The sequence below is a fragment of the Pseudomonas sp. TR47 genome (genome assembly GCF_044143025.1).
Classification (GTDB): domain Bacteria; phylum Pseudomonadota; class Gammaproteobacteria; order Pseudomonadales; family Pseudomonadaceae; genus Aquipseudomonas; species Aquipseudomonas putida_E.
In genome coordinates this window covers 75,311-101,278 of the sequence record NZ_JBHFCS010000015.1, presented here as the reverse complement: position 1 = coordinate 101,278, position 25,968 = coordinate 75,311, and the positions used below count along the sequence as shown (strand labels likewise).

Sequence of the window (25,968 nt, the reverse complement as noted above, 5' to 3'; positions counted from 1 at the left end):
CCTCAGGTAGCCGAGTCAGGAAGACATGAAAACATTACTGCGTCTGTTGAAGAGTTTCTGGATTCTCCTGCCACTGCTGTGGTTGGTGACCCTGTTGATCTGCTGGCTGGTGGCACCGATGGTGCCATGGCTGCGCCACCATGTGCCCGAAGCGTTGGCCATCATCAGCGCCTGCTTCCTGCTGGTGATCGTGCTGCGCCAGTACCAGCGCATCCGCGCCGAGCATAACCTGGAGAACCTGCTGCAGATCGAGGTCGATCGCTCGTGGAACGCCACCGGTGAATTCCGCGACCAGCAAGTGCTGCGCGAGCGCCTCAAGCATGCCATCGCCATGCTGCGCACCGACCGCTCCGCCGGTGGCGGTGGCAAGGCGGCCCTGTCCGACCTGCCCTGGTACCTGGTGATCGGCATGTCGGCTGCAGGCAAAACCTCGCTGTTGACCCACTCGGGCCTCTCGGCCAGCATCGCCACCGCCAATGACAGCGAAAGTGGCACCCAGCACTGTGACTGGTATTTCAGCCCCGACGCAGTGATGATCGACACCGCAGGCCGTTACCTGCGCGACGATCAGTCTGCCAGCGAGTTTTCAGCCTTCCTGCGCATGCTGCGCAAGCAACGCGGCAAGGCAGCGATCAACGGCCTGGTGCTGGTGGTCAGCCTGCCTGAACTGTTGGCGGCCAACAGCGACGGGCGTAACGCGCTTGCCGCGCAGTTGGTGGCGCGCGTGGAGGAATACGCCGAGTGCCTGGGCACCAACCCGCCTGTGTACCTGATGCTGAGCAAGACCGACCAGTTGCCCGGCTTCAACCAGGCCTTCGAAGGCCTGGACCTGCACCAGCGCCAGCAGCCGCTGGGCATGACCTTTGGCCTGTCGGAAATCCGCAACAACGGTTTGCAGGCGGTGCTCAACACTCGCCTGAAAAACCTGCAGAGCCACATCCGCCGCCACGTCGATGCGCAGATGATCAGCCTCGGCGCAGATGCCGACAGCACACTGCTCAACTTCCCCCAGTACTTCGCAGAACTCAATGGCGTGCTGGAGCAGTTCCTTGAGCACTTCACCCGCGGCCAGGGTGGCGCTGCCCCGCTGCTGTTGCGCGGCTTGTACTTCACCAGTGCGCTGCAGACCGAGCAGCAACTGGGCCAGGTGTACGAAGACGTCATCGCCGACAACTTTGCCCTGCAAGCGGCCCACGACGAAGGCGCCCAGCCGGCCAGCCACACGCAGGGCAACCGCAGCTACTTCATCACCGACACATTCCGCCAGGTGATTTTCCCCGACCGCGACCTGACCCTGTACCAGTCGCGCCTGGGCCGCAAGGCAGGCTTCAGCCCCCTGTTGCTGGGCCTGGCCGCTGCCGCCGGGGTGGCCTTTATCGGCTGGCAGGCGCTATCGTTCGCCAACAACCGCCAGTGGCTGGACAGCCTGCGTGGCCAACTGGCCGAGATCGAACGCGCCGATGACCGCGCACAACTGTTGGCTGCCGGTAAAGGCCTGGAAGTGCTGCGCGGGCAGATGGCCACGGTCGAGGCCCATCGCCAGCAGGGTGTACCGCTGCAATTGAGCGCCGGCCTGTACCACGGCGAGGCGATTCACCAAGTGGCCCGCAACGCCTACCTGGCGCAACTGCGCAGCCAGGCACTGGAGCCGATTGCCCGCAGCCTGCAGGTGCAGATGCGTGCGTTCAACACCTTTGCCAGCGGCATCAACCAGGAGCTGGAGTTCACCCCGGCGCCGAAAAGCCGCAATGGCAAACCGTTGACGCCTCGCCTGGCGGCCAAGGCCCAGGCGGCCCTGACCAAAACCCGTGTCGGCGCCTACGCCGCCAAGGTCAACCTGGCCACGGCCAGCGACGCGGCCGAGTTGTCCGCCACCACCGGCGGCCTGTCACTGTCCGAAGAGATGCTCGGCCGCCTGGACGAACAGCAAGTGGCGTCGATCATCGAGGCCTACAACACCCTCAAGCTGTACCTGCTGTTGACCGAGCCACAAGCCCACCCCGACCCAGCCTTCGTCGCCGCCAGCCTGCCGCAGGCCTGGGCAGGCGCCGCAACCCAAGGTTCCCCCACCGACGCTGCGGTCATCAGCGAAAACGCCCCTCTGTACGTTCAATTGCTGGAGCAAGGCCAGGCGCCGTCGCTGCCGCGTAACCAACAGCTGATCGACGAAACCCGGCAGAACCTCAAGGCATTCATGATTTCCAGCTCGCTGGTGGATCGCGAATACCTGCGCCTGCAACTGGAGTCCAGCCGCCAGTTCCCGGCGCTGAGCCTCAACGACCTGGTGCCAACGCCTGGCCATAACCTGTTGTACAGCTCTGCCGGCGTGCCGGCGATCTATACCCGCCAGGGCTGGGACACCTTCGTCAAGCCCGAGCTGATCAAGCTGGTGTCGGGCAACCTGCGCAACGAGTCGGACTGGGTGCTCGACGGCGAAGGCGGCGATGCCATCGTGCAGAAAGCCAACTTCGTGCGCGAGTTCATGGCCCGCTACAAACGCGATTACACCCAGGCCTGGTACAAGATGGTCAGCAGCGTGGGCGTGCGCCACTTCGCCGACCTGGCCTCGGCCACAGAACACCTCGGGCTGCTCAGCGATGTGCAGAACTCGCCGGTGAAGAACCTGCTGGCAGCGGTCAACGACAACACTCAGTGGGACTTGCCGGTCAAGCGCGACGCCACGCCCACGGGCAATGCCCGCGCGGACGGTTTCTGGAGCAAGGTCACCGGCCTGATCGACGAAGCCAAGGACGCAGCGCCTGACGCCATGGCCCCTAGCCTGCCGGCCGTGGACGACGGCAGCCTGGCCAAGCGTTTCGAGCCGGTCGCCCGGGTGTTCGCAGCCAACAACGCCGAAGGCGCCGACAGCACCATCATGGACCGCTACCTTGCCGCGCTGCGCAAGCTCAAGGTGCGCATGAACAACATCCAGCGCTCGCAGGATGTCGGTAAAAGCAGCAAGCAGCTGATCAGCGAAACCCTGGAAGGCCAGCCGAGCGAGGTGACCACCGTGCGCAACTACGTGGAAACCAGCGTCGACACCAGCCAGGACGGCCTGTCGCGTTCGCTGCAGGGCCTGTTCAGCCTGCCGATCCAGTACGCCTGGGAAACCCTGCGCGACCCGGCCGGCCAACAGATCGCCAAAGCCTGGAAGCAGCAGATCGCCAAGCCCTGGGAGCAGGTCATGGCGCACCGTTACCCGATCGCCACCGGCAGCCGCAACGAAGCTTCGGTCAAGGACCTGCAGCGTTTCGTCGACCCCGAAAGCGGCCTGCTGCCGACCTTCAAGCGCAACGAGATCGGCAACCTGTCCGGCGGTGAAGGCCTGGGCCTGAGCAACGGCAAGGCGCCGGCGCTGGTCAACCCGGGGATGCTCAACAGCATCGACAAGGCCAGCAACGTGGGTCAGGTGATCGCCAGCCTGTCGGACCGCGACAACGGCTTCGAGATCATGCTTGAGCCGTCGGCCAACTTTACCGACATCGTGTTCACCCTTGATGGCCAGGAGCAGCACTACCGCAACGGCCGCAGCAGCTGGAGCCGCTTTGCCTGGCCAGGCACCAACAGCGCACCGGGCGCACGCCTGGACGTGGTCACCCTCAGCGGTGCACGCATCACCGTGTTCGACTTCCCGGGGCGCTGGGGCCTGCTGCGCATGAACGAAAGCGCCCGGGTCGATGACCTGGACGGCATCCAGCAGCGCTTCAGCTGGAACACGGCCAATGGCCGGGTCAGCCTGGTGGTGCGCAACTTCGGCGGGGTCAAACTCACCGACCTGGGCGACGTCAAGGCGCTGAGTGCCCTCAACGACGCTGGCAGGGGCGCACGATGATCGGCTGCTTCGGCAAGCTGCCGTCGAGCGCGGACTTCGTCAGCCTGCATGGCGCGGCGGAAGAAGTCTGCGAGTTCGACGCCTGGCTGCAGGCCTCGTTGGCGGCAATGCGCCACCGCGAGGACTGGCAGGCGTTGTTCGATGCACTGCCGATGTGCTTCTTCTGCTACCGCGCGCGCAATGGCAACTGGCTGCTGGGCGGCCTGCTCAGCTCCCGCGATGCCAGTGCCCGACGCTACCCGTTCTTCATCTTCCAGCTGCTCAAGGGCCAGGAAGGTGAAACGCTGCTCAACCCGTTCACCCTCGGCGAGCTGTTCAGTGCGCAGATCAAGCCTTTGCTGCATCAGGCCGTGCAAGGCGCCGAGCGCGCCAGCCTGTTCGAACGCATCAAGGCCCTGCGCCCGCTGCAGGCCCAGGACCTGGACCTGTTCCGGCGTGTGCACGGCAAGTTCCTGCATGATTTCAGCTTCAGCGACATCGCCCGTGCGCTGCAGGGCTCCTGGCCGGCCTTCGACAGTGCTACCGCGCTGGCACGCTTGCGGGCTACGCAATTGGCGCTGCACGGCGACTTCGACGGCGGTATCGAGCTGCCGTTGCCGGCCGAGCGTGGCCTGAAAAACCCCACCGCCGACCTGTGGCTGAGCTGGCTGACGCGCATTGCCAGGCGCCATGACGTACCGGCGATAACCTTGCTGGCCGACGATTTCATGCACCCGCGGCTGTACTGCTTCCCGTCGCGCCATACCGGCAAAGCGTATCGCCTGCTCAGCGGCACGGCCGCAGCCGGCCAACGCCTGGACCTGCTCAGCCCACTGCCGCCACAAACGCCCGTGCACGACTACGACCGACCTCTAGAACACGTCATCGACCGCTTTGTCGATGCGTTGGATGCGACGCCTGTATGAACAAGATCAAGTACTACTGCCTGCGCTATCAACCCTACCTGTTGGGGCTGGCCTTCTTCCTGGCGATCTTCGTGGTGTGGGCCCTGGGCCGTGCCCTGGGTTTTGCCTCGCTGCACAGCCTGCTGGCGGGCATTGGCGTGTTCCTGCTGCTGTCGGCGGGCTATGTACTGCTGCTTTACCGTGGCGCAGGCCAGCACCACAACCTTGAGGCGCTGCTGCGTGATGACGCAGACCAGGCGGTACTCAACGCCAGCCCGGCCGACCGCGAAGAAATCAGCCTGCTGCGCGAGCGCCTGCTGCAGAGCATCGAGCGCCTGCACAGCAACAAACCACGCGCCACCCCTGCGAAGGACGCTTTGTACGCCCTGCCCTGGTACCTGGTGATCGGCCAACCAGCCGCCGGCAAAAGCACCATGATCCTGCAGTCCGGGCTCAATTTCCCTTACGCCGAGCGCGAAGGTGCGCGGGTTGCAGGCCTGGGCGGCACGCGCAACTGCGACTGGTTCTTCAGCTCCGAAGCGGTGCTGCTGGACACCGCCGGCCGCTACATGAACAGCCCCGAGGAAGCCGGCAAGTGGCGTGGTTTTCTGCAGCTGCTACGCCAGCACCGCCAGCGCCGGCCACTCAACGGGCTGATCGTCAGCGTCAGCATCGCCGATATCCTGCATGGCTCGGCCGAAGACCAGGAGCGTGTGGCCAAGCGCCTGCGCGAGCGTATCCAGGAAAGCTGCGCCCTGCTGGAAGTACGCCTGCCCATCTACCTGGTGTTCACCAAATGCGACCTGATCCCGGGCTTCACACCCTTCTACCGCCAGCTGGATGACGCAGCGCGCGGCGAGGTGATGGGCAAGACGTTCTCGCACAAAGGCTATGAACAAGCCGACTGGGGCCAGCGCTTCGGCAAGGCCATGGACGAGCTGACCGGCTATTGGCAGCAGGTGGCGAGCCAGCAACTGATGCAGCAGGATATTCAGGTAACCCGCCAGAACAATGCCGCCTACCGCTTCCCGCTCGAACTGGCCGCGCTCAAGCCACGCTTGCAGCAATTCGTCGACAGCCTGCTGCGGGCCAACCCGTACCAGAACGCCGAACTGCTGCGTGGCTTTTATTTCACCGCCGCGCTGGAAGCCGACGACGCCCTGTGGGGCAGCCATGGCCAGCACGTCGCCGAGCGTTTCGCCCTCGCGCACGGCCAGGACCGTAGCGGGGGTAACAGCCAGCCGGCACCGCTGTTCATCAACAGCCTGTTCCGCAAAGTGATCATCCCCGACCAGCACCTGGTGGCGGTGTACACCAGCAACCGCCGTGAACGCCAGCGCAAGGCCGCCTGGGTGGGTGCCGCCAGCCTGGCGGGATTGCTGCTGTGCAGCCTGTGGGGCTGGTCGTACATGAACAACCGCAACACCCTCGACACCATGGCCGCCGAACTGGCCCAGGCCAAGCGCGAAGACCAGGCCAACCCTGGCCAGTACGCCCCTTGGCACAGCCTCGACCGCCTGCGTTTCTGGGCCGCACACTACTACCAGCAGCACCACGAGCACGCCGTGCCGCTGGGCATGCGCCTGGGCTTGTACCAGGGCCATGCGGTCGAGCCGGTAGTGCGTGCGCGCTACTTCGCAGCCCTGCAGAACGTGATGCTCAAGCCCACGGCAGACAACCTGACACGCACCCTGTACCTGCTGACTACACTGAAGGTCTACCAGCGCAATACCCGTGAGTTGCAGCCGGTGACCGGTGTCGACAGTGTCGAGCCAGAAGCCCTGCCCCATGACAACCGTGCCCAGTCGATCGCCGACTTCGGCAAGGCAGCGCTGGACACCTACGTGATGCTGTCACCTGCCCAGCGGGAAAAGGCCGACCCGGCATTGCTCAAGGCCAGGTTACCGGAGTACTGGTACCCGGCCATCGCCCGCCACACTGGCAAGCGCATGGACGCCGCCGGCAGCGAAAGCCCTGCCAACCAGGACTACCTGTACGCCAGCCGCCAGATCGTGTTCTACAGCGACCAGATCCGCGAACCCGATGTGCCGCGCATTCTCGACAACGCGTTCCTGATGTCCAGTTCGCGCAACTACATCAACAGCCTGCTGACCCAGTCGTTGCGCTCGATCGAAACCATCACGCTGGAGTCCGACACCCTGTTCGCCTTTGCCCGCGCCGACTTCCAGAGCCTCAAGAGCGAAGGCCAGAACCAGCTGAGCGCTATCGCCAGCAAACTGCTGAATACCCCGAACATCGGCAAGATCATCATCTCGGGCCACGCCGACCAGCTCGGCGATGCCCAAGGCAACCTGCAGGTTTCCCGGCAACGGGCGCAAACCATCCGCACCTACCTGGTCGGCAAGGGCGTACCCGCCGAGCTGGTAAGTGCACAGGGCGAAGGCAGCCGCAAACCGCTGGTCAACTGCGACATGCAACAACCGCGGGCGCAGCTGATCAAGTGCCTGGAGCCCAACCGGCGGGTGGAAATCGAAGTGCGCGGGCTCAACTGAGGCCGCGCTGCAAGAACCGGCCACCCGGGCCTCACAGGAGGAGGCCCGGGTGGCGGCAAGCTACCTCTGCTGACAGGTTCGGCGAGGTCAACACGAAGGGGCGCATGAGCGGCCTTTAATTGATGTTAATGGAGAGTTTTACAATGGCATTTGACGCGTATATCCAAATCGACGGCATCCCGGGCGAAGTTCTGGATGAAAAACACAAGGACTGGATCGAAGTGCTGGGCTACGAGTACGGCGCCACCCAGGCCACTTCGGCCACTGCCAGCTCCTCGGGCGGTGCATCCTCCGAGCGCGTGTCGCTGACCGACTTCAAGATCCGCAAGGCAGTCGACAAGGCCTCGGCCAAACTGTTCGAGCACTGCTGCACCGGCAAACACATCGCCAAGCTGAAGCTGAACGTCAACCGTGCCGGTGGTGACAAGGTCACCTACCTGACCATCGACATGGAAGAAGTGGTGGTGTCCTCGGTCAAGTTCGTCGCCGGTGGCAACCAGGGCGGTGAAGACAAGGCGGTCAGCGACCTGCCGATTGAAGAAATCAGCTTCAACTTCGCCCGCATCAAAACCACCTACACCCAGCAGAACCGTACCGACGGCCAGGCTGGCGGCAACATCGTCGGTGGCTGGGACCGCACCGCGAACAAAGTGTTTGCCTAAGCACTTGTTTGGCCTGGGCCGCGCAAGCGGCCCATACCCTGCGGCGTGCCGGGGCTCCCGGCACGTTGCTCTTCACCCCTGATCAGAGTGTTTTATGCCTGAATTCCTCAACGGCCTTTCGCTGGCCGAGCTGGCCGCGCCGATCGACGGTGGCAGCGGCGAAGACTTGAGCTTCTCTGCCTTGTTCGACCAGATCAAGGAGGCGCGCCGGGCAGACCCTGACTACCTGACCCAGGGCGACTGGCAGACCGACCTGAAAACCGCCGACTGGGAAAAGGTCATCAACCTGTCGGCCCAAGGGCTTGAGCAGCAGAGCAAGGACCTGATGCTGGTCGCCTGGCTCAACGAAGGCCTGGCCCAGCGCGATCACTTCCAAGGCATCACCTTCGGCCTGACCCTGTGCGAACGCATCCTGGAAACATTCTGGGAGAGTGCCTACCCGTCACTCGAAGACGGCCTGGACGAGCGCGCTGCGCGGCTGTCCTGGCTCAAGACCACCCTCACCGACATTGTCGGTGGCTTGCCCATTACCCAAGGGCAGAATTTCGGCGTGCTGCGTTACGACGAATCACGCCATGTAGAAAACCTTGCCTTGCAGAACCCCAAGGCGATGCAAACCGCGCTCAACGAGGGCAAGATCAACGCCGAGATCTTCCAGCGCTCGGTGGTGCTCAGCGACACCGAGCACCTGCAGGCCAAAGCGGTGCAGATCGCCGCCAGCCTGCAGGCCTGCCAACGCCTGCAAGCGACCACCGACCGGCTGTTCGGTACCGAAGCGCCAAGTTTTGCCAGCCTCGCCGACATGCTGTCGCGGGCCAGCCAACTGGCAGAGAAACTGCTCAAGGACCGCGGTGTCGAACTGCACCCTGTCGCCGCAGAGCCAGAGCCTGCCGTCACCCTCAGCGCAGCCAGCGAGCCAGGTGAACCTATGAATACGCCCGTTCAGGCCGCAGCGCCTGCGCCCATGCGCACCACGCCACTGACCCGCGACGAAGCCTTCACGATGCTCGCCGGCATTGCCCAGTTCTTCAAACAGACCGAGCCGCAAAGCCCGGTACCGTACCTGATAGAGCGCGCCATCAAGTGGGGCAACATGCCGCTCGAGGGCTGGCTGAGCGATGTGATCAAGGACAGTAATGTGGTGGACAACATCCGCGACGTGCTGGGGACACGCGAGCAGCGCTCCTGAGGCCTGCACTACCCGCACAAATGGTGCAAACTTGAGGCTTGCCCCCCGCGAAGGAAAGCCCCATGCCACCACGCCACCCCACCCCGCCAGGCTTCATCCGCGTACGTGGCGCCCGTGAGCATAACCTCAAGAACATCGACGTCGACATCCCCCGCGACGCCTTGGTGGTATTCACCGGCGTCTCTGGCTCAGGCAAGTCCTCGCTGGCCTTCTCCACCCTCTACGCCGAAGCCCAGCGCCGCTACTTCGAATCGGTCGCGCCCTATGCCCGGCGCCTGATCGACCAGGTCGGCGTGCCGGATGTCGACGCCATCGAGGGCCTGCCGCCAGCCGTGGCCCTGCAGCAGCAACGCGGTACCCCTAGTGCGCGCTCGTCGGTGGGTAGCGTCACCACCCTTGCCAGTTCGATCCGCATGCTCTACTCCCGCGCCGGCAGCTACCCGGCGGGCCAGCCGATGCTGTATGCCGAGGACTTTTCGCCCAATACGCCACAGGGCGCCTGCCCCGAATGCCATGGCCTGGGCCGGGTTTATGAGGTGACCGAGGCGACCATGGTCCCCGACCCGTCGCTAACCATACGTGAAAGGGCGGTGGCAGCCTGGCCATTGGCCTGGCAGGGGCAGAACCTGCGCGACATTCTCGTGACCCTGGGCTACGACGTCGACATCCCCTGGCGTGAATTGCCCCAAGAGCAACGCGACTGGATCCTCTACACCGACGAGACACCCACCGTACCGGTGTACGCCGGCCTCACCCCGGCGCAGACCCGCACCGCGCTCAAGCGCAAGCTCGAACCCAGCTACCAGGGCACCTTCAGCGGTGCCCGGCGCTATGTGATGCACACGTTCATGCATTCGCAGAGTGCGCAGATGCGCAAACGCGTCTCCCAGTTCATGCGCCCCAGCCCTTGCCCGCTGTGCCAGGGCAAACGCCTGAAGCGTGAAGCGCTGGCAGTCACCTTCGCCGGCCGCGACATCGGCGAGCTGTCGCGCCTGCCGCTGCAGGCACTGGCCGAGGTGTTGCGCACAGTGGCGGCACCCGGTTACCTGGAGCAGCATGAAGACACCCTGACGCTGGAAAAACGCCTGGCCGCACAGCGCATCGCCTACGAGTTGCTGGAGCGCATCGCGCCGCTGATCGACCTGGGGCTCGGCTACCTGGCCCTGGAGCGCAGCACACCGACGCTTTCTTCGGGCGAGCTGCAGCGCCTGCGCCTGGCCACCCAGCTCAACTCGCAGCTGTTTGGCGTCATCTATGTGCTCGACGAGCCGTCGGCCGGGCTGCATCCGGCCGACAGCGAGGCGCTGTTCGAGGCGCTGCAGCGGCTAAAACAGGCGGGCAACTCGGTGTATGTGGTGGAGCACGACCTGGACACCATCCGCAGGGCCGACTGGCTGATAGATGTCGGCCCTGCGGCGGGTGAACACGGCGGCCAGGTGCTTTACAGCGGCCCGCCACCGGGCCTTGCACAGGTTGCGGCGTCGCGCACCGGCGCCTACCTGTTCGCCGGGCAGCAGCCGGCCAGCCGCACGCCGCGCCCGGCGCAGGCCTGGTTGCGGCTTGAAGGCATTAGCCGCAACAACCTGCGTGAGCTCAGTGCGCAGTTTCCGCTGGGCTGCTTCACCGCGGTCACTGGCGTCTCTGGCTCGGGCAAGTCGAGCCTGGTCAGCCAGGCTTTGCTGGAGCTGGTGAGTGCACACCTGGGCCATGCCGCACAGCCGGCCGATGCCGAGGAACAGAGCCTTGAAGACGCGCCCGAGCAGCCCAGCAGCGGGCGCGTGAGCGCGGGGCTGGAGTGCATCAAGCGGCTGGTGCAGGTCGACCAGAAACCCATCGGCCGCACGCCACGCTCCAACCTGGCCACCTACACCGGGCTGTTCGACCATGTGCGCAAGCTGTTCGCCGCTACCGAGCAGGCCAAGGCCCTTGGCTACGATGCCGGGCGCTTCTCGTTCAACGTCGCCAAGGGCCGCTGCGCGACCTGCGAGGGCGAAGGCTTCGTCAGTGTCGAGCTGCTGTTCATGCCCAGCGTCTATGCGCCCTGCCCGACCTGCCACGGCGCACGCTACAACCCCCAGACGCTGGCCGTGACATGGCAAGGCATGACCATCGCCCAGGTACTGCAATTGACCGTCGACCAGGCGCTTGAAGTGTTTGCCGAACAGCCCTCGGCCCGGCGCTGCCTGCAGGTGCTGCAGGACATCGGCCTGGGCTACCTGCGCCTGGGCCAGCCGGCCACCGAGCTGTCCGGCGGCGAGGCGCAGCGCATCAAGCTGGCCACCGAACTGCAGCGCACCGCCCGCGGCGCCACGCTGTATGTGCTGGATGAACCCACCAACGGGCTGCACCCGCAGGACATCGACCGCTTGCTGGTGCAGCTCAACCGCCTGGTCGACGGCGGGCACAGTGTGGTGGTGGTCGAGCATGACATGCGCGTGGTGGCGCAGAGCGACTGGGTGATCGACATTGGGCCGGGGGCTGGGGATGCGGGGGGCACGGTGGTGGTGAGTGGTACGCCTCGGGATGTTGCGGGGTGTTGTGCAAGCCGCACAGCCGAGTTTCTGGCCAGAGCCCTATAGCGCCTGTACTGGCCCTATCGCCGGCAAGCCGGCACAAGTACCCCGCTGCTCTCAAGCTCAGCGCAAACCCAGTGAGCCGGCTTGCTGGCCGTAGGGCCTGTGGGTACAGTCTGCGCCATGGATAAATACACCCCTCACCAGTGGCTCCCGCACGAAAAGCCGAGCCTGCCCGGTTCCCCTTCCACGCCCTTGCATACCCCGGCCAAACGCCTGGCCTTCGGTGTGGTCGGCCTGCTGGTGGCGATCACCGGCGGCCTGGGCAATGCGCTGGTCACCGCCAACCTGGTGTTTCTGCAGGGTGCCTTGGGCGCAACCACCGCAGAAATGGCCTGGCTGCCTGCCGCCTACGTGATGACCAACGTGTCGATCAACCTGCTGCTGGTCAAGTTTCGCCAGCAGTTCGGCCTGCGCGCCTTCACTGAAGTGTTTCTGGTGCTCTATGCACTGGTCACCTTCGCCCACCTGTTCGTCAACGACCTCAACTCGGCCATCGCCGTACGGGCGGCCCATGGCATGGTGGGTGCCGCGCTGAGTTCGCTGGGCCTGTACTACATGATCCAGGCGTTCCCGGCGCAGTGGCGCCTCAAGGCCATGGTGCTGGGCCTGGGCGCCTCGCAGCTGGCCCTGCCGCTGGCGCGGATTTTCTCCGAAGACCTGCTGCAAATCGCTGAATGGCGCGGCCTGTACCTGTTCGAACTGGGCCTGGCGCTGGCCGCGCTGGGTTGCGTTCTGCTGCTCAAGCTGCCCCCGGGCGACCGCTTCAAAACCTTCGAGCCGCTGGACTTTCTGACCTTCACCCTGATGGCCGGCGGCACCGCCCTGCTGTGCGCCGCCCTGTCGCTGGGGCGCATCGAGTGGTGGCTGGAGGCGCCATGGATCGGGGTCGCCCTGGCAGCGTCGATCGCCCTGGTGTTCAGTGGCCTGGCCATCGAGCACAACCGCCAGAACCCGCTGCTGATGACGCGCTGGCTGGGCAGCGGCGCGATCATCCGCCTGGGCTTGTGCGTGATCCTGATCCGCATGGTCACCTCCGAGCAGTCCACCGGCGCCGTGGGTTTTCTGCAAGTGCTGAACATGGGCAGCGAGCAGATGCGCACGCTGTACTGGGTGATGCTGCTCGGCGCGGTGGCGGGCCTGGCCAGCAGCGCGCTGACCATCAGCCCCAACCACCTGGTGCTCCCGCTGTTGATCTCGTTGCTGGCCATGGCCACCGGGGCGTTCATGGACAGCAGTTCGAGCAACCTAACGCGGCCGGCGCAGATGTACCTGAGCCAGTTCCTGCTGGCCTTTGGCAGTACCTTCTTCCTCGGCCCGTCCATGGCCCTGGGCATCAGCCACGTGCGCGCCAACCCGCGCAACCTGGTGAGCTTCTCGGTGCTGTTCGGCATCTGCAACAACCTCGGTGGCCTGATCGGCGCCGCGCTGCTGGGTACCTTCCAGACCTGGCGCGAAAAATTCCATTCCAGCCACCTGGTCGACCGCCTCAGCTACCTCGAACCGCTGGTCAGCGCCCGCGTGCAAAGCGGCGGCAGTGGTTATGCCGGCATCCTCGCCGACCCGGCCCTGCGCAGCGAGGCCGGCCTGCGCGTATTGGCCAACGCGGCCACGCGTGAGGCCAACGTCATGGCCTACAACGATGTGTTCATGCTGATCGGCAGCATCGCTATCCTCACCATGATCTGGATTTGCATCCGCGGTTCCTGGCTGTGGTACACAGCCCGCCAGGCCGCTTCACCCGATTCCACCAGCGGTACTGCCAACCGATGACCGACCAAACCCGCACAACCACCACCACTGCCCTTGCCGAAACCCCGGAAGGCGCCACACCGCCCAGCGAACCGACCAGCCCGGTGCGCACGCGACGGGTGCGCATCCTGTCTTCGATCATGTTCGCCTGCGTGGCCCTGGCCGGCATCCTGCTGGTGCTCTATGCCTGGCGCCTGCCGCCGTTCGGCAGCGCCATCGAAAGTACCGAAAACGCCATGGTTCGCGGCCAGGTCACCATCATCGGGCCGCAACTGAGCGGCTATGTGGTCGATGTGCCTGTGCATGACTTCCAGTTCGTCAAGGCCGGCGACTTGCTGGTGCAACTGGACGACCGCATCTACAAACAGCGCCTGGCCCAGGCCATCGCCCAACTGCAACAGGAGCAAGCGGCGCTGGCCAACAACCTGCAGCAGCGCAATAGCGCCGAAGCCACCATCGCCCAGCGCCAGGCCGCCATTGGCGATGCCAAGGCCCAGGCGGACAAGGCCCGCGCCGATCTTGGCCGCAACCAGGCGCTGGTCAGCGATGGCTCGGTGTCGCGCCGCGACCTGGACGTCACCCGCGCCAGCCAGGCCGCTGCCGTCGCCACCCTGGCCCAGGCCAAGGCCGCGCTGGCCATCGCCCGCCAGGACCGCGAGACGGTCATCGTCAACCGCGCCGCGCTAGAGGCCTCGGTTGAAAACGCCAAGGCGGCCGTGGAGCTGGCCCGCATCGACCTGGACAACACCCGGGTCACTGCGCCGCGTGATGGCCAGCTGGGGCAGATCGGCACCCGCCTGGGCGCCTACGTCAACTCCGGCGCACAACTGATGGCGCTGGTGCCCGATACCGTGTGGGTGATTGCCAACATGAAGGAAACCCAGATGGCCAATGTGCGCATCGGCCAGCCGGTGACTTTCACCGTGGACGCCCTCAACCACCTGAAGCTGCGGGGCCATGTGCAGCAGATTTCACCGGCCACAGGCTCCGAGTTCGCCTTGCTGCAGGCCGACAACGCCACCGGCAACTTCGTCAAGATCGCCCAGCGGATACCCGTGCGGATCACTGTCGATGCCGACCAGCCAGCGGCGAGGCGCCTGAGCCCGGGGATGTCGGTGGTGGTGAGTATCGATACCCGTGATGAAAAATGACTGGCCCCGCGCTGGGTGAATCTGAGAGCCGCGTCGAGATGCCGTCCTGCCACGATTGCGCCGCTCTAGCCCGTGGGTTCTAATTCTGACCCACCGGTTTTATCTTCGCCATCCAAGGACGCTTGATCATGTACAGGAAGCTCGTACCGCTGGCGCTGCTGGCCACTCTGGCCGGCTGCTCGGACACCACGGACACCAGCGAAACCCATTTCCAGAAAGCAGCGCAGGCCTACCTCGACACCCAGTACCCCCATTGCTTCGTGATCACATCTTTCCCCGCCAAGACCCAGGACTTCGATACCAACGGCACCAACAAGGCGCTGCATGCGCTGGCGCAAGTCGGCGTGGTCAGCGAGAAGGAAATCTCCCGCACCGAAGTGCCGGAACGCCTGTGGCAGCCGGCACGCACCGACATCTATTACGCCTACGACCTTACCGCTGAAGGCCGCAAGTACTACAAGGCCGATGCGCAGAAGATGCTCAACGGCAGCACCCGCGGCGGGCTGTGTTTCGGCAAGGCGCAGGTCACTGCGATCGAGCGTTTCACCGAGCCGGGTGAAGTGATGGGCCAGACGATTTCCAACGTCACCTATGCCTACACGATCACCGGCCTGCCAGCCTGGGCGGCTGACAACGAAGTGCAAGCGAACATCCCCCCGCTGCGTGAGGCCGTGGCCACCAACCAGACCCCGGCCAGGGAGACACGGGCGATGGTGCTGACCAACAAGGGCTGGGTGCACGAGCGCCTGTTTGATAAATGAGGGTGCCTACCGGCCCTTTCGCGGGGCCGGTCCGGTCCCGTCACAGCCACCAGGCCAGCACCAGCGGTAACCAGGCAAACGACAGCACTGTCGAGCACATCACCAGGTTGGCCACCTGCTCCGGCTCACGGTTGGCGCGCACTGCCATCAGGTAGTTGAACACCGCCACCGGCATGGCCGACTGCAGCATCAGCACCGCGCGCTCCATCTGCTCCAGCCCCAACGCCATGCCCACTGCCCAACCCACCGCCGCCCCCAGCACGATGCGCAGGCCGCCCAGCACCAGGCCGCTGCCAATGTGCTGCGCGCGGATGCTCGCCAGCGATACACCCAGGGTCAGCAACATCAGCGGGATCGACATGCCACCGAGCAGGTCTGCCGTGTTGGCCAGCCAGCGCGGCAGCTCGAAGTCCAGGAAGATGATCGGCATGGCCCCAGCCAGGCTGATGACGATGGGGTTGCGCAACAGCGCCTTGAACGAGGCCGCCGTACCGGCGATGGCCATGCCGAGGGTGAACTGCACGATCGACAGGGTAAGGAAGAACGCTACCGCCAACGCCAGCCCATGCTCGCCGAAGGCGTACAGGCTGATGGGCAGGCCCATGTTGCCGGTATTGGGGAACATGAACGCTGGCATCAGCACGCGCCAGTGCTGGCCCGAGGCGCGACACACCAGCCAGCCGCCCAACGCCATCGCCAGCGTGCACAGCAGGCAGGCCATTGCCATGCTGGTGAAGGCTGCCGGGTCCAGCTCGGTGCGGCTGAGGGTCGACAGCACCAGCGAAGGGGTGCCCACCGTCATGACCATGCGGGCGACGAACGCGGTGGGGTAGTCCAGGCCCTTGCGGGCCCAGGCGTAGCCGATGCCGGCGACGATGAAGACCGGGGCCAGAACGGCGAACAGTGAAGCGAGCATGGGGTAGGCCTTCCTTGGAGCGTTTGGGCGACAGTATGCCGCAGCCTTCAACATCGCGGGGTTGCTTTGCAGCCCTATCGCCGGCAAGCCGGCACACAGGGACAGCAGTATGCTTGGGATCACGCTGTCGGGGTGGGAGCTGGCTTGCCAGCGATTGGGCTGCAAAGCAGCCCCACACAATGTCGGCTCCAGACACAAAGCCGAAGTATTCCGACCTGCGGCGTCCTGTCGCACTCTACACCCCCTTGGGCAAACCCCTCGCAGGCCGTAGAATCGCGCCTCCTTTTCGCCCGTCGCCTTGAACGGTGGCAACCGGCAGCAACGACAGAGTCCGTGCCTGACCACATGCCCGTCCATGTGAAATAGGCTCAACCGACCCCGCCCGGCCCAGCTCTTTGTGGGGCCAGCGGTTGAGTCTTGCCCAGGTCGCATCCAGCCCAGGCACACCCGTGCAGCCTTGCGGCCCTCATTGGGCCTGTTTGGCGTGCGCGTTCGAAAAGGCGCTCCCAACCGCCACTCCAACTTGAGGTTTGTATGTCTGCGCGTTTGCTGGCCATGGCGCTGGCGCCCCTGCTCGGGCTGTTCATCATTGCCCTGGGCAACGGTTTCATGTCTTCCCTGACTACCCTGCGCCTTGGCGCTGCCGGTGAATCGGCAACGATGATCGGTATCGTCTCGTCGAGCTACTTCCTGGGCCTGACCCTGGGCGCAATCTTCAACGACCGGCTGATCCTGCGCATCGGCCATATCCGCGCCTACTCAAGCTTCGCCGCGCTGATCGCCGCGACCATCCTGCTGCAGGGCCTTTTCTACGACACCACCTGGTGGTCGATCCTGCGCCTGATCAACGGCTGGGCGGCGGTCGGTGTGTTCCTGGTGATCGAGAGCTGGCTGCTGCTGGCGGGCGACGCGAAAATCCGCGGCCGGTTGCTGGCCCTGTACATGATTGCCTTCTACGGCGCCGGGGTGATTGCCCAGGCCGGGTTGGGCGAAATCACTCACCTGGGTGACAGCGCTCCGTTCATGCTGGCCGGCATGCTCGCCGCGTTGTCGGTGCTGCCGATCGTGATCCTGCCGCGGGTATCGCCGCTGCTGGACCAGGTCGAACCGTTGAAGCCGCGCCAGTTGCTCGGTGTGGCGCCGTCCGGGCTGGTCGGCTGCTTCGGCTCAGGCGTGGCCATCGCCGGGATCTACGCCTTGCTGCCGCTGTACCTGCAGCGCATCGGCCTGGACGTGGGCGAAGTCGGCAACATGATGGCCTGGGTAATCCTCGGCGCCATGCTGTTGCAGTATCCGGTGGGGCGCTGGTCCGACCGCAAGGACCGCCAGGATGTGCTGATCGCCCTGGCAGCGCTTTGCGTGGTGCTGTCGCTGATCACCGTGTTCCTGCCGTCGCAGTCATCGTTGCTGCCGGTGATGCTGTTCCTGCTCGGTGGCGGGGTGTTCGCGCTGTACCCGGTGGCGGTCAGCCATGCGGCCGACCGGGCCCCGTCCGATGCGCTGGTACCGATGATCCAGGGCCTGCTGCTGATCAACTCGCTGGGTTCGGCCATGGCCCCGCTGGCGATTTCGCCGGCCATGACCGAGTTTGGCGAGGCGGGGCTGTTCTGGGCCTTCGCCGTGGTCAACCTGGGCATGGTGTGCTTTTTCCTGTGGCGCCGGGGCAAACGCCCGGCGGCGGAGCACCCGGCACCGTTCACCGCCTCGACCACGTTCTCGCCGACCGGCGCCGAACTGCGGGTGACCGAAGACCTGAAGCAGGCGGCGCAGGAGCACCCGCCGCTGGAGCCGGCAGAGGCTCAGGCCTCAGGCGTCAACGCGCACTGAACCCAGGGGGCTGCAGGGCAGCCCCTGATGGTGACCGCCCGTCGCCCCAAGGGCACCCCACCATCACTGGCCAGCCAAACGAATGACAGATCATCCGCACAGGAGATTCGCCATGATCCGCATTCGTCCCCTCCCCCTGCTCTTCACGCTCGCCTTGGGCCTGGGCTCGGCCACCAGTTTCGCTGCTTCCGATACCTCCAACACCAACACCAACACCGACACCTACCCGAAAACCGACCAGCAAGGCGGCAAGACTGCCGGTGAGGGCAGCAGCGTCAACAGCCCCGGCAGTAGCCAGGACAACGACAGCGCCGACACCGGTGGTGATGCGGCCGATGGCGCCGCAGGCGGCTCCAACAGCACTGGTGAAGCAACGGGGTCTGGCGCCGGGCGTACCGGCGGCACCGCCGAAGACCAGGACAGCCGCTGACAGCAGCCTGGGCTACACTGCGGCGAGTCGCCCTGCCAAGGAATCGCCATGAACCTCAAACCCTGGCTGTTCGCCGCGCTGCTGCCCTGCACTGCACTGGCCGCGGGCAGCGGCTCCGGTGCGCTGTCGATCAGCTCCGCGTCTTTCACCGATGGCGGCGTCATCGCCCTGCAGCAGGTCGGGCCCGACCCGGCCTGCGGTGCTGGCGAGCAGCGTACCCCGCAGTTGAGCTGGACGAATTTGCCTGCCGGCACGCGCTCGCTGGCCTTGGTGATGTTCGACCCGGACGGCGGCAAGGGTATCGGGGTGGTGCATTGGGTCGCTTATAACATCGACCCTGAATTGGGTAGCCTGGAAGAAGGCAAGTACGCCTTGACCACCAAGGGTGTGACCGTTGGCCGCAATTCGCGCGGCACCCTCACCTACCGTGGGCCGTGCCCGCCAGCCGGGGATAACCCGCACCACTATGCGTTGACACTGATAGCCACTGACATACCCATCGGCGTATTGCCCGATGGGCTGGACCGCAATGGTCTGATGGAGTTGCTGCAAGGGCATGCGTTAGGTGCGCAGAGCCTTGTTGGCAAGTATGGACATTGAGGTGGTAAGCACCGGTCTTTTCGCAGGCAAACCCGGAGGCCACCATGCCCTCACCTGAAACAGCCCTGCGCCTCAGCTGGCAGCAAAACGCCAAAAGCTGGATCGAAGCCGTGCGCAGCGGCGCCATCGAAAGCCGCCGGCAAGTCACCGATCAAGCCATCCTTGTGGCCATACTCGGCCGCCAGCCCGAACATGTTCTCGACCTGGGCTGTGGTGAAGGGTGGCTGCTGCGCGCCTTGGCCGAGCGTGGCATCGACGCCACCGGGGTGGATGGCGATGCTTCGCTGGTCGAGGCGGCACGGGTAGCCGGCTCGCCACAGGTGCACCTGGCAAGCTATGAGCAGCTGTGCAATCGCGCGGTGGAGATTGGCAGCGGTTACGACCTGATCTGCAGCAACTTCGCCTTGTTGCAACAAGACATCATCCCCCTGCTGGCGGCGCTTGGCGCACTGCTGGCACCCGGCGGTGCGCTGGTGATCCACACACTGCACCCCTGGAGTGAGGCGCACGGTGATTACCAGGATGGCTGGCGCGAGGAATCGTTTGCCGGTGTTGCCGGCACGTGGCAGCCGATGCCCTGGTACTTCCGCACCCTGGCCAGCTGGTTGAACGCGCTGGAAATGGCAGGTTTCAGGTTGGTGAGCCTGCAGGAGCCGCAACATCCACAGAGTACAGGGCCGCAGTCATTGCTACTGGTGGCTGAGCGGGTTGATTGACTGTGCCGACAGCCCGGGGGAAACCCTGGGCAAGGGCAAGCACAGCGTAGCGGCCTGGCATTCAGCAACCAAATACCGAGCATTCCAACATTTAATTTGTGGATGTGTGGGGCTGGCCCCTATGCTGTCAGTGCATCCCCTGCACGCACCGGCCGGTGTGGTCCAAGGCATGGGGAGAGAACAACAAGTCGAGATCGTTCATGTCGAATCACTCCTACTTCGCCCCCCACGGTGGGCACCCGGCTCAAACCGAGCTGCTGACTGACCGTGCAATGTTCACCGAAGCCTATGCCGTCATTCCCAAAGGCGTGATGCGTGACATCGTCACCAGCCACCTGCCGTTCTGGGACAAGATGCGCATGTGGGTCATCGCCCGCCCACTCACCGGCTTTGCCGAAACCTTCGCCCAGTACATCGTCGAAGTGGCCCCGGAAGGCGGTAGCGAGCGTCCTGAACTGGACCCCAATGCCGAAGCTGTCGTATTCGTCGTCGAAGGCGAAATCGACATCACCGTCGAAGGCAAGCACCACACCCTGGGCCAGGGCGGTTACGCATTCCTCGCCCCGGGCGCCGAGTGGAGCCTGCGCAACAACAGCAAGTCCAACGTCACCTTCCACTGGCTGCGCAAGCACTACCAGAAGGTTGAAGGCCTGGACATCCCTGAGTCGTTCGTCACCCACCGCGACAACGCCACCGTCATCGAAATGCCGGGTACCGAAGGCCGCTGGGTCACCACCCGCTTCGTCGACATGGCCGACATGCGCCACGACATGCACGTCAACATCGTGACCTTCCAGCCGGGCGGCGTGATTCCGTTCGCTGAAACCCACGTCATGGAACACGGCCTGTACGTGCTGGAAGGCAAGGCGGTCTATCGCTTGAACCAGGACTGGGTTGAAGTGGAAGCGGGCGACTTCATGTGGCTGCGCGCATTCTGCCCGCAAGCCTGCTACGCCGGCGGCCCAGGCAAGTTCAGCTACCTGCTGTACAAAGACGTGAACCGTCACGTGCACCTGACGCTGAACCCGCAGCGTTAAGGCCTGAATGCTGTAGCAGAGCCCGCCACCTGGCGGGCTTTGTGTTTGCCGCACATACTCAAGGGCCTACCCACTTCGCGGTGCACGCCATGAACCGCAGTACCCTGTTCGCTGCCCTGTTGGCCTTCACCTGCGTGCAAGCTGCTGATGACTGGAGCCTGGCTTACGACCGCGAAGGCATTCGCGTGTACCTGCGCGGCGTGACCGGCTCACCCTATCAGCAGTTCCGCGGGGTCAGCACCATGCAGGCCAGCGTGCGCACCCTCACCGACCTGCAGGAAAATCTACGTGTCGCCTGTAAATGGCTGTATGCCTGCGCGCAGATGCGCCTGCTGGAAGTCGCGGGCGACAGCACCTGGGTCTACCTGACCACCGACTTGCCATGGCCTACCCTGCCGCGCGACGTCATTCTCAAAGTCACCAGCGAACGGCTCGACGACGGCACCCTGGTACGCCACTTGAGTGCCGAGCCGAACAAGTTGCCGGAGCAGCCGGGGCTGATCCGTGTGCAGCACCTGAGTGGCGAGTGGGTCATGAAGCCGCTGGGCGAGCGCACGACCGAGGTCACTTATCAGCTACAGGCCGATCCGGCCGGGGATGTGCCAGGCTGGCTGGCCAACCGCTTCGTGGTGGATGCGCCGGTAGTGACGCTGCGCACCCTTCGGGCCGTGGCCGAGCGCCAGCCTTGAGGCAGCCTACTGAACCACCCCGCAAGCGACCCGTGCACCGCCGCCACCGAGCTTCTCGGGGTGGTCACTGTGGTTGTCGCCCCCTGCATGCACCATCAGCGCGTGCCCTTTGAAGTCCGAAGCCTTCAGGCGTGGCGCCAGTACCGGGTAGGTGGCCTTGCCATCAGCGCCCACATACAGCGCCGGCAGGTCGCCGCGGTGGCCGCTATCGTCGTAAGGGCCCTTGTGTGCATTGGTCGAGTCCGGATCCCAATGGCCGCCCGCTGCACCTGCAGGCACAGGTTTGCCATTTTCCTCGGCAGGTGCGCAAGAAGGCTTCTGGTGCAGGTGGAAGCCGTGCACACCCGGTGGCAAGTCTTTGAGGTCCGGGGTGAGCACGGCGCCGTACTTGCTCTGCTCGATGCTGACGGTGCCGATCACTTTGCCCGGGCCGTCCGCGGCGGCCAGCTTCAGTTCCACGGTCTGCGCAGCCTGGGCGAGGCCGGCCGAGGCCAGCAAGGCGCTGAATACCAGTGCTTTCATGATGTATCTCCATGGTTTGAGGTGAGCGGGTGTCATACCCACATAACAGGTGGGACTGCACAGGTTGGCAGGCATTCAATCCAGCCACAGAATGAAATACTTCCTACCAGAACCGGTCAGCGTATTCTGCAAAGCCCAAATAAGCGTTTTTACCAACCCGCCAGCCGCGCTAACCTGTGGCCGTTACCCGGCCACGGACCCCGCCCATGCTCCACCTCCTGCTGACCACGCTGGCTCCCATCATCCTGCTGATCGCCCTGGGCACATTTTTGCGCGTACGCGGTTTTCTGGCTGAAACCTTCTGGCCTGGTGCCGAGCGCCTGAGCTACTACGTGCTGCTGCCATCGCTGTTCCTTCATGGCCTGGCCACCGCCAACCTGGACGGGGTGCCGGTGCTGGGCATGGTCGGCGTGCTGATGCTCTCTACCTTGCTCGGCGCCGCGCTACTGGTGCTGTACCAAGGTGCGGTGAACCACGATGGCGCAGACTTCACCTCGGTGTTCCAGGGTGGCGTGCGGTTCAACAACTATATTGGCGCCACCCTGGCCGCCGGGCTCTACGGCAGTGCGGGCATTGCCCTGGCTGCGGTGGCGAACGCCGCCATCGTGCCATTGGTGAACCTGCTTTGCGTGCTGGTGTTCGCCCGTTTCAGTGCACGCCACAGTTCCCCGGTCACCGTGCTGCGGGCGATCTTCGCCAACCCGTTGATCGTGGGGTGTGCTGGCGGGCTGCTGCTGCGCGTCACCGGGTTGGGGCTCCCTGCCGGCATCGAGCCAACAGTCAAGGCGCTGGGCCAGGCCGCCCTGCCCTTGGGCCTTTTGTGTGTCGGCGCAGCACTGGGCGGCGCCAGCGTCGGCCAACAGGTACGCCCGCTGCTGGCGGCTTCGACGTTCAAGTTCCTGGTCATGCCGCTGACCACCTGGGGCCTGTGCCGCCTGCTCGGCCTGAGCGGCCAGGCGGCGGTGGTGGCGGTGCTGTTCCAGGCATTGCCTACAGCATCGTCGTCCTATGTCATGGCGCGGCAAATGGGCGGCAACGCACCGTTGATGGCGACCATCATCGCCTTGCAGACCGTGGCCGCCGCGGTGACCCTACCCTTGATGTTAATGCTTTCGCTCAATTGAAAACGCTTGGCTAGACTGAGGATCAGCAAACACTTCGGAACCTGGACCATGCGCCTATCGTGGATGGTGATCGGCTTCACCTCGGCCCTGCTCGCAGGCCCATTGAATGCCGCCGACACTGCCAAGGCCACTGTTGCCGAGGAAAAGGCCGAGGTGCTTGAAGAGAAGGTGGCCGACGATGCGCCAGCACCGAAAAAAGCCGAAACCCTGACGCCCAGTGAAGTCAAGGCAGTCGACCCCGCAGGCCAGGCGCCGCTGGACGACAGCATCACCTGCCTGGCACGCACGATCTACTGGGAAGCCAAAGGTGCCGATGAAAAAGACATGAGCGCTGTGGCCAGCGTGGTGCTCAACCGCCTTGGCAAGGACGGTTTCCCCAACACCATCTGTGGTGTGGTCAAGCAAGGGGTTGAAAGCAAGTCCTGCCAGTTTTCCTGGTGGTGTGACGGGCGCTCCGACCAGGTCGAGGAGCCGCAGCGCTACGACATCGCCAAGGAGATCGCGCGCAAGGCGCTCAACCAGCAGCTCAAAGACACCACCGGCGGCGCGCTTTACTTCCATGACCGCACAGTGCGCCCCGACTGGGCCAAAGCCTACCGCAGGACCGCCCAGACAAGGCTCTTTCTGTTCTACAAACCCAACCCGGCGTTGGCGCGCTGAGCCGGGTGACTGTTGCGCAGCCCCTGACACCGGCGAACGTTTGCACACAGCGCGCAGTCAAACTCAAGCCCCGACAATGATGGGCAACGCATCGCACTTTTCAGGCAACCCGCGGTCTACCACCTCTTTTGTCGCCTGCAAGCCATTGCTGGTGTTTTGTTTTCATTGCTTTGCACGACACCGGGCCAAAAGCCTTGGGCTTGTGTAGGATGAGCAGCGCATACCAAGACGCTGCCAGTCACAGGGAGATCCACATGCGCGTCCTGTCATCCGTTGCCGCCTTGTCGTTAAGCCTGGCCGTTTCGACTTCGAGCCTGGCTGCCAACGGCGAAGAGGCGCAACTGATCGATTCGATCAATGCCTACCGCAGCCAGGCCCAACCCTGCGGCGATGGAGCATCGCTCGAGCTGCCGCCGCTCAACAGCGACACCCGCCTGGCGCTGTCGCCCGAAGGTACGCGCGACCTGCAGCAGGCCATGACCCGCGCGGCCTACCCCATGGTCAACGTACAGGCGATCAGCCTGTCCGGCCCGCGCGACGCCCGCGCCGCGATGCATGCCATCCAGGAAAGCTTCTGCCAGGTGGTGCTCGACCCGCAGTTCGTCGACATTGGCGTCAGCCAGGAAGGCCGCGACTGGCGCATCGTACTGGCGCGCCCATTGCTCAGCGGGCGCCTGGGCGACTGGCAGGCAGAGGGGCAAAATGTGCTGCAGGCGATCAACGCTGCGCGCAAGGCCCCACGACAATGTGGCGGCCAACCCTTTGCCGCAGCACCCGCGCTTGGCTGGAGCACCGCGCTGGCGGGGGTGGCGGCCAACCATACAAGGGCCATGGCCAACCAGAATTTCTTCGACCACATTGACCGCGACGGCCGCACGCCGGGTGACCGTGCCGAACTGGCCGGCTACCTGTACCAGCAGATTGGCGAGAACATCGCAGCCGGCCGTGACTCGGCACAAAAGGTGGTAGATGGCTGGTTGGCCAGCCCTGGGCATTGCGCAACCTTGATGAACCCAGACTTCCGCGAAATGGGGGCTGCCTATGCAGTGGACCCCAAGAGCGATGCGGGCATCTATTGGACGGCGTTGTTCGGCACGCCGCAATGAGCCGCCTTGCGCAGCGCCTGCGCCGTGCAACCAAAGCGCTGTCGCACGCGCCTGCCCAGGTAACTGGCATCTCCAAGCCCTACTTCCTCGGCAATCTGTGCCAGGCCATGGCTGGAGTTGCACAGCCGCCAGCGGGCCTGTTGCAGGCGCATTTCCAGCCACCAGGCCTTGGCGCTCATGCCGTGGCTGGCCTGGAACTGGCGGTCCAGTTGCCGCCGGCTGATCCCCAGCTCTGCCGCCAATCGCTCGATGGACAGGCGCGCCCCCATATGGTGGCGCATCAACGCCAGCGCACGCTCCACCTGGCGCCCCTGCCCTGCGCCGGCCTCCAGCGAGCGCAGGGCATGGCGGCTGTCACGGGTCTCATCCACCAGCATGTCGGCCAACCCCTTGAGCGCGCGAGCGCGGCCACAGGCCTCTGACAGCAGCGCCACCGCCAGGTCGATGGCTGCCGTGCCACCGGCGCATGTAATACGGGCCCCATCGATGCAGTACAGCTGCTCGCGCAGTACCTGAAGGTGCGGGAACAATGCGCGGAACTCGGTTTCGTGACGCCAGTGCACAACCACCCTGTGCGCCTCCAGCAAACCACAGGCCGCCAGCAGGAAAACCGCGTTGTCGACGCCGACCAATTTCACCCCAGCCCTGGCTGCGCGCTTGAGCAGGCTCTTGTAGCGAGGAGCCAACCCGGCAGTTGCCTGCGCGTTGCGGCTGCCGAACAGCACCAGGTAATCGAAACCCTCCAGCGCCAGCGAATCGGTAATCGCCGCCACTTGCACCACCGCGCCGCTGCTGGAAACCACAGGCTCCCCGGTCAGCCCGCCGAGTGTCCAGCTGCAGTAGCGCTGGCGGCTGTAATCTTCGTCGTCGGCGCTGAAACGCAGCTTGTCCAGAAATGCGCCAAAGGGCAGCAACGCGAAATCCGGCAAGGGCAGGATCAGCAGGCGAATATCGGGGGCCATGCGAGGATGTCCAGAAAGTACCTTCGAATGTCCAGATCATACCCTGCCCCAGCCACGCCGTC

Annotated in this window: 21 protein-coding genes; 18 read left to right on the top strand and 3 right to left on the bottom strand. The window is 64.8% G+C overall.

Annotated features, from left to right (window positions below; translation table 11 throughout):
* Positions 1-25 precede the first annotated feature (25 nt).
* The 9 genes from ACEWE8_RS16755 to ACEWE8_RS16715 all read left to right on the top strand — a co-directional run bounded on the left by ACEWE8_RS16755 (position 26) and on the right by ACEWE8_RS16715 (position 15,317).
* Positions 26-3,832: a type VI secretion protein IcmF/TssM N-terminal domain-containing protein gene (locus ACEWE8_RS16755; RefSeq protein WP_046787635.1), complete on the top strand. Its 3,807-nt coding sequence runs from the start codon at positions 26-28 to the stop codon at positions 3,830-3,832.
* Positions 3,829-4,737 carry a type VI secretion system-associated protein TagF gene (gene tagF, locus ACEWE8_RS16750; RefSeq protein ID WP_046787636.1) on the top strand — a complete coding sequence of 303 codons (909 nt, stop codon included), beginning with the start codon at positions 3,829-3,831 and terminating at the stop codon, positions 4,735-4,737. The genes ACEWE8_RS16755 and tagF overlap by 4 nt, the downstream gene beginning before the upstream one ends.
* Positions 4,734-7,229, top strand: a complete 2,496-nt coding sequence (gene tssM / locus ACEWE8_RS16745; protein WP_046787637.1) for a type VI secretion system membrane subunit TssM — start codon at positions 4,734-4,736, stop codon at positions 7,227-7,229. Before tagF ends, tssM begins: the two co-directional genes overlap by 4 nt.
* Before the next feature lie 143 nt (positions 7,230-7,372).
* Positions 7,373-7,891 (top strand): type VI secretion system tube protein Hcp, encoded by a 519-nt coding sequence (locus tag ACEWE8_RS16740; RefSeq protein ID WP_012314358.1) that lies wholly within the window; start codon positions 7,373-7,375, stop codon positions 7,889-7,891.
* A gap of 94 nt (positions 7,892-7,985) precedes the next feature.
* Positions 7,986-9,080, top strand: coding sequence for a type VI secretion system protein TssA (gene tssA, locus ACEWE8_RS16735; RefSeq protein ID WP_039602990.1), 1,095 nt, complete (start codon positions 7,986-7,988; stop codon positions 9,078-9,080).
* 62 nt (positions 9,081-9,142) lie between these two features.
* On the top strand, positions 9,143-11,659 hold the full coding sequence (uvrA, locus tag ACEWE8_RS16730; RefSeq protein WP_046787638.1) for an excinuclease ABC subunit UvrA: 2,517 nt from the start codon (positions 9,143-9,145) through the stop codon (positions 11,657-11,659).
* A gap of 117 nt (positions 11,660-11,776) precedes the next feature.
* The gene (locus ACEWE8_RS16725; protein ID WP_046787639.1) at positions 11,777-13,426 is read left to right on the top strand and encodes an MFS transporter; all 1,650 of its coding nucleotides are present in this window, start codon (positions 11,777-11,779) and stop codon (positions 13,424-13,426) included.
* Complete coding sequence (locus ACEWE8_RS16720) at positions 13,423-14,556, top strand: HlyD family secretion protein (protein ID WP_046787640.1); 1,134 nt, start codon at positions 13,423-13,425, stop codon at positions 14,554-14,556. Before ACEWE8_RS16725 ends, ACEWE8_RS16720 begins: the two co-directional genes overlap by 4 nt.
* Positions 14,557-14,684: 128 nt before the next feature.
* On the top strand, positions 14,685-15,317 hold the full coding sequence (locus ACEWE8_RS16715; protein ID WP_046787641.1) for a hypothetical protein: 633 nt from the start codon (positions 14,685-14,687) through the stop codon (positions 15,315-15,317).
* Positions 15,318-15,357: 40 nt separating this feature from the next.
* Here the strand turns inward: ACEWE8_RS16715 and ACEWE8_RS16710 are convergent, their stop codons facing one another.
* Complete coding sequence (locus ACEWE8_RS16710) at positions 15,358-16,233, bottom strand: AEC family transporter (RefSeq protein WP_046787642.1); 876 nt, start codon at positions 16,231-16,233, stop codon at positions 15,358-15,360.
* A gap of 534 nt (positions 16,234-16,767) precedes the next feature.
* Here ACEWE8_RS16710 and ACEWE8_RS16705 point away from each other — a divergent pair.
* The 6 genes from ACEWE8_RS16705 to ACEWE8_RS16680 all read left to right on the top strand — a co-directional run bounded on the left by ACEWE8_RS16705 (position 16,768) and on the right by ACEWE8_RS16680 (position 21,532).
* A complete protein-coding gene (locus tag ACEWE8_RS16705; protein ID WP_012314351.1) occupies positions 16,768-18,060 on the top strand; it encodes an MFS transporter in 1,293 nt (430 codons plus the stop codon).
* Positions 18,061-18,172: 112 nt separating this feature from the next.
* A complete protein-coding gene (locus ACEWE8_RS16700) occupies positions 18,173-18,490 on the top strand; it encodes a hypothetical protein (protein ID WP_046787643.1) in 318 nt (105 codons plus the stop codon).
* A gap of 48 nt (positions 18,491-18,538) precedes the next feature.
* Positions 18,539-19,090 (top strand): YbhB/YbcL family Raf kinase inhibitor-like protein, encoded by a 552-nt coding sequence (locus tag ACEWE8_RS16695; protein WP_046787644.1) that lies wholly within the window; start codon positions 18,539-18,541, stop codon positions 19,088-19,090.
* Positions 19,091-19,134: 44 nt separating this feature from the next.
* Entirely contained in the window at positions 19,135-19,806 is a 672-nt protein-coding gene (locus tag ACEWE8_RS16690) for a bifunctional 2-polyprenyl-6-hydroxyphenol methylase/3-demethylubiquinol 3-O-methyltransferase UbiG (RefSeq protein WP_046787645.1), read from the top strand.
* Positions 19,807-20,006: 200 nt separating this feature from the next.
* Positions 20,007-20,843 (top strand): bifunctional allantoicase/(S)-ureidoglycine aminohydrolase, encoded by an 837-nt coding sequence (locus ACEWE8_RS16685; RefSeq protein WP_012314347.1) that lies wholly within the window; start codon positions 20,007-20,009, stop codon positions 20,841-20,843.
* An 89-nt stretch (positions 20,844-20,932) separates the two neighbouring features.
* Complete coding sequence (locus tag ACEWE8_RS16680) at positions 20,933-21,532, top strand: START domain-containing protein (RefSeq protein WP_046787646.1); 600 nt, start codon at positions 20,933-20,935, stop codon at positions 21,530-21,532.
* A gap of 6 nt (positions 21,533-21,538) precedes the next feature.
* On the opposite strand, the gene sodC is transcribed toward ACEWE8_RS16680, so the two are convergent.
* Positions 21,539-22,054: a superoxide dismutase family protein gene (sodC, locus tag ACEWE8_RS16675; RefSeq protein WP_046787647.1), complete on the bottom strand. Its 516-nt coding sequence runs from the start codon at positions 22,052-22,054 to the stop codon at positions 21,539-21,541.
* Positions 22,055-22,260: 206 nt separating this feature from the next.
* Between sodC and ACEWE8_RS16670 the strand changes: the two genes are divergently transcribed.
* The 3 genes from ACEWE8_RS16670 (at position 22,261) to ACEWE8_RS16660 (ending at position 24,944) form a co-directional block, all read left to right on the top strand.
* A complete protein-coding gene (locus tag ACEWE8_RS16670) occupies positions 22,261-23,178 on the top strand; it encodes an AEC family transporter (protein ID WP_046787648.1) in 918 nt (305 codons plus the stop codon).
* 48 nt (positions 23,179-23,226) lie between these two features.
* Positions 23,227-23,838 (top strand): cell wall hydrolase, encoded by a 612-nt coding sequence (locus ACEWE8_RS16665; RefSeq protein WP_046787649.1) that lies wholly within the window; start codon positions 23,227-23,229, stop codon positions 23,836-23,838.
* Between the two features lie 254 nt (positions 23,839-24,092).
* Positions 24,093-24,944, top strand: coding sequence for a CAP domain-containing protein (locus ACEWE8_RS16660; protein ID WP_046787650.1), 852 nt, complete (start codon positions 24,093-24,095; stop codon positions 24,942-24,944).
* On the opposite strand, the gene ACEWE8_RS16655 is transcribed toward ACEWE8_RS16660, so the two are convergent.
* Complete coding sequence (locus ACEWE8_RS16655; protein WP_046787651.1) at positions 24,911-25,906, bottom strand: GlxA family transcriptional regulator; 996 nt, start codon at positions 25,904-25,906, stop codon at positions 24,911-24,913. The genes ACEWE8_RS16660 and ACEWE8_RS16655 overlap by 34 nt on opposite strands.
* Positions 25,907-25,968 lie beyond the last annotated feature (62 nt).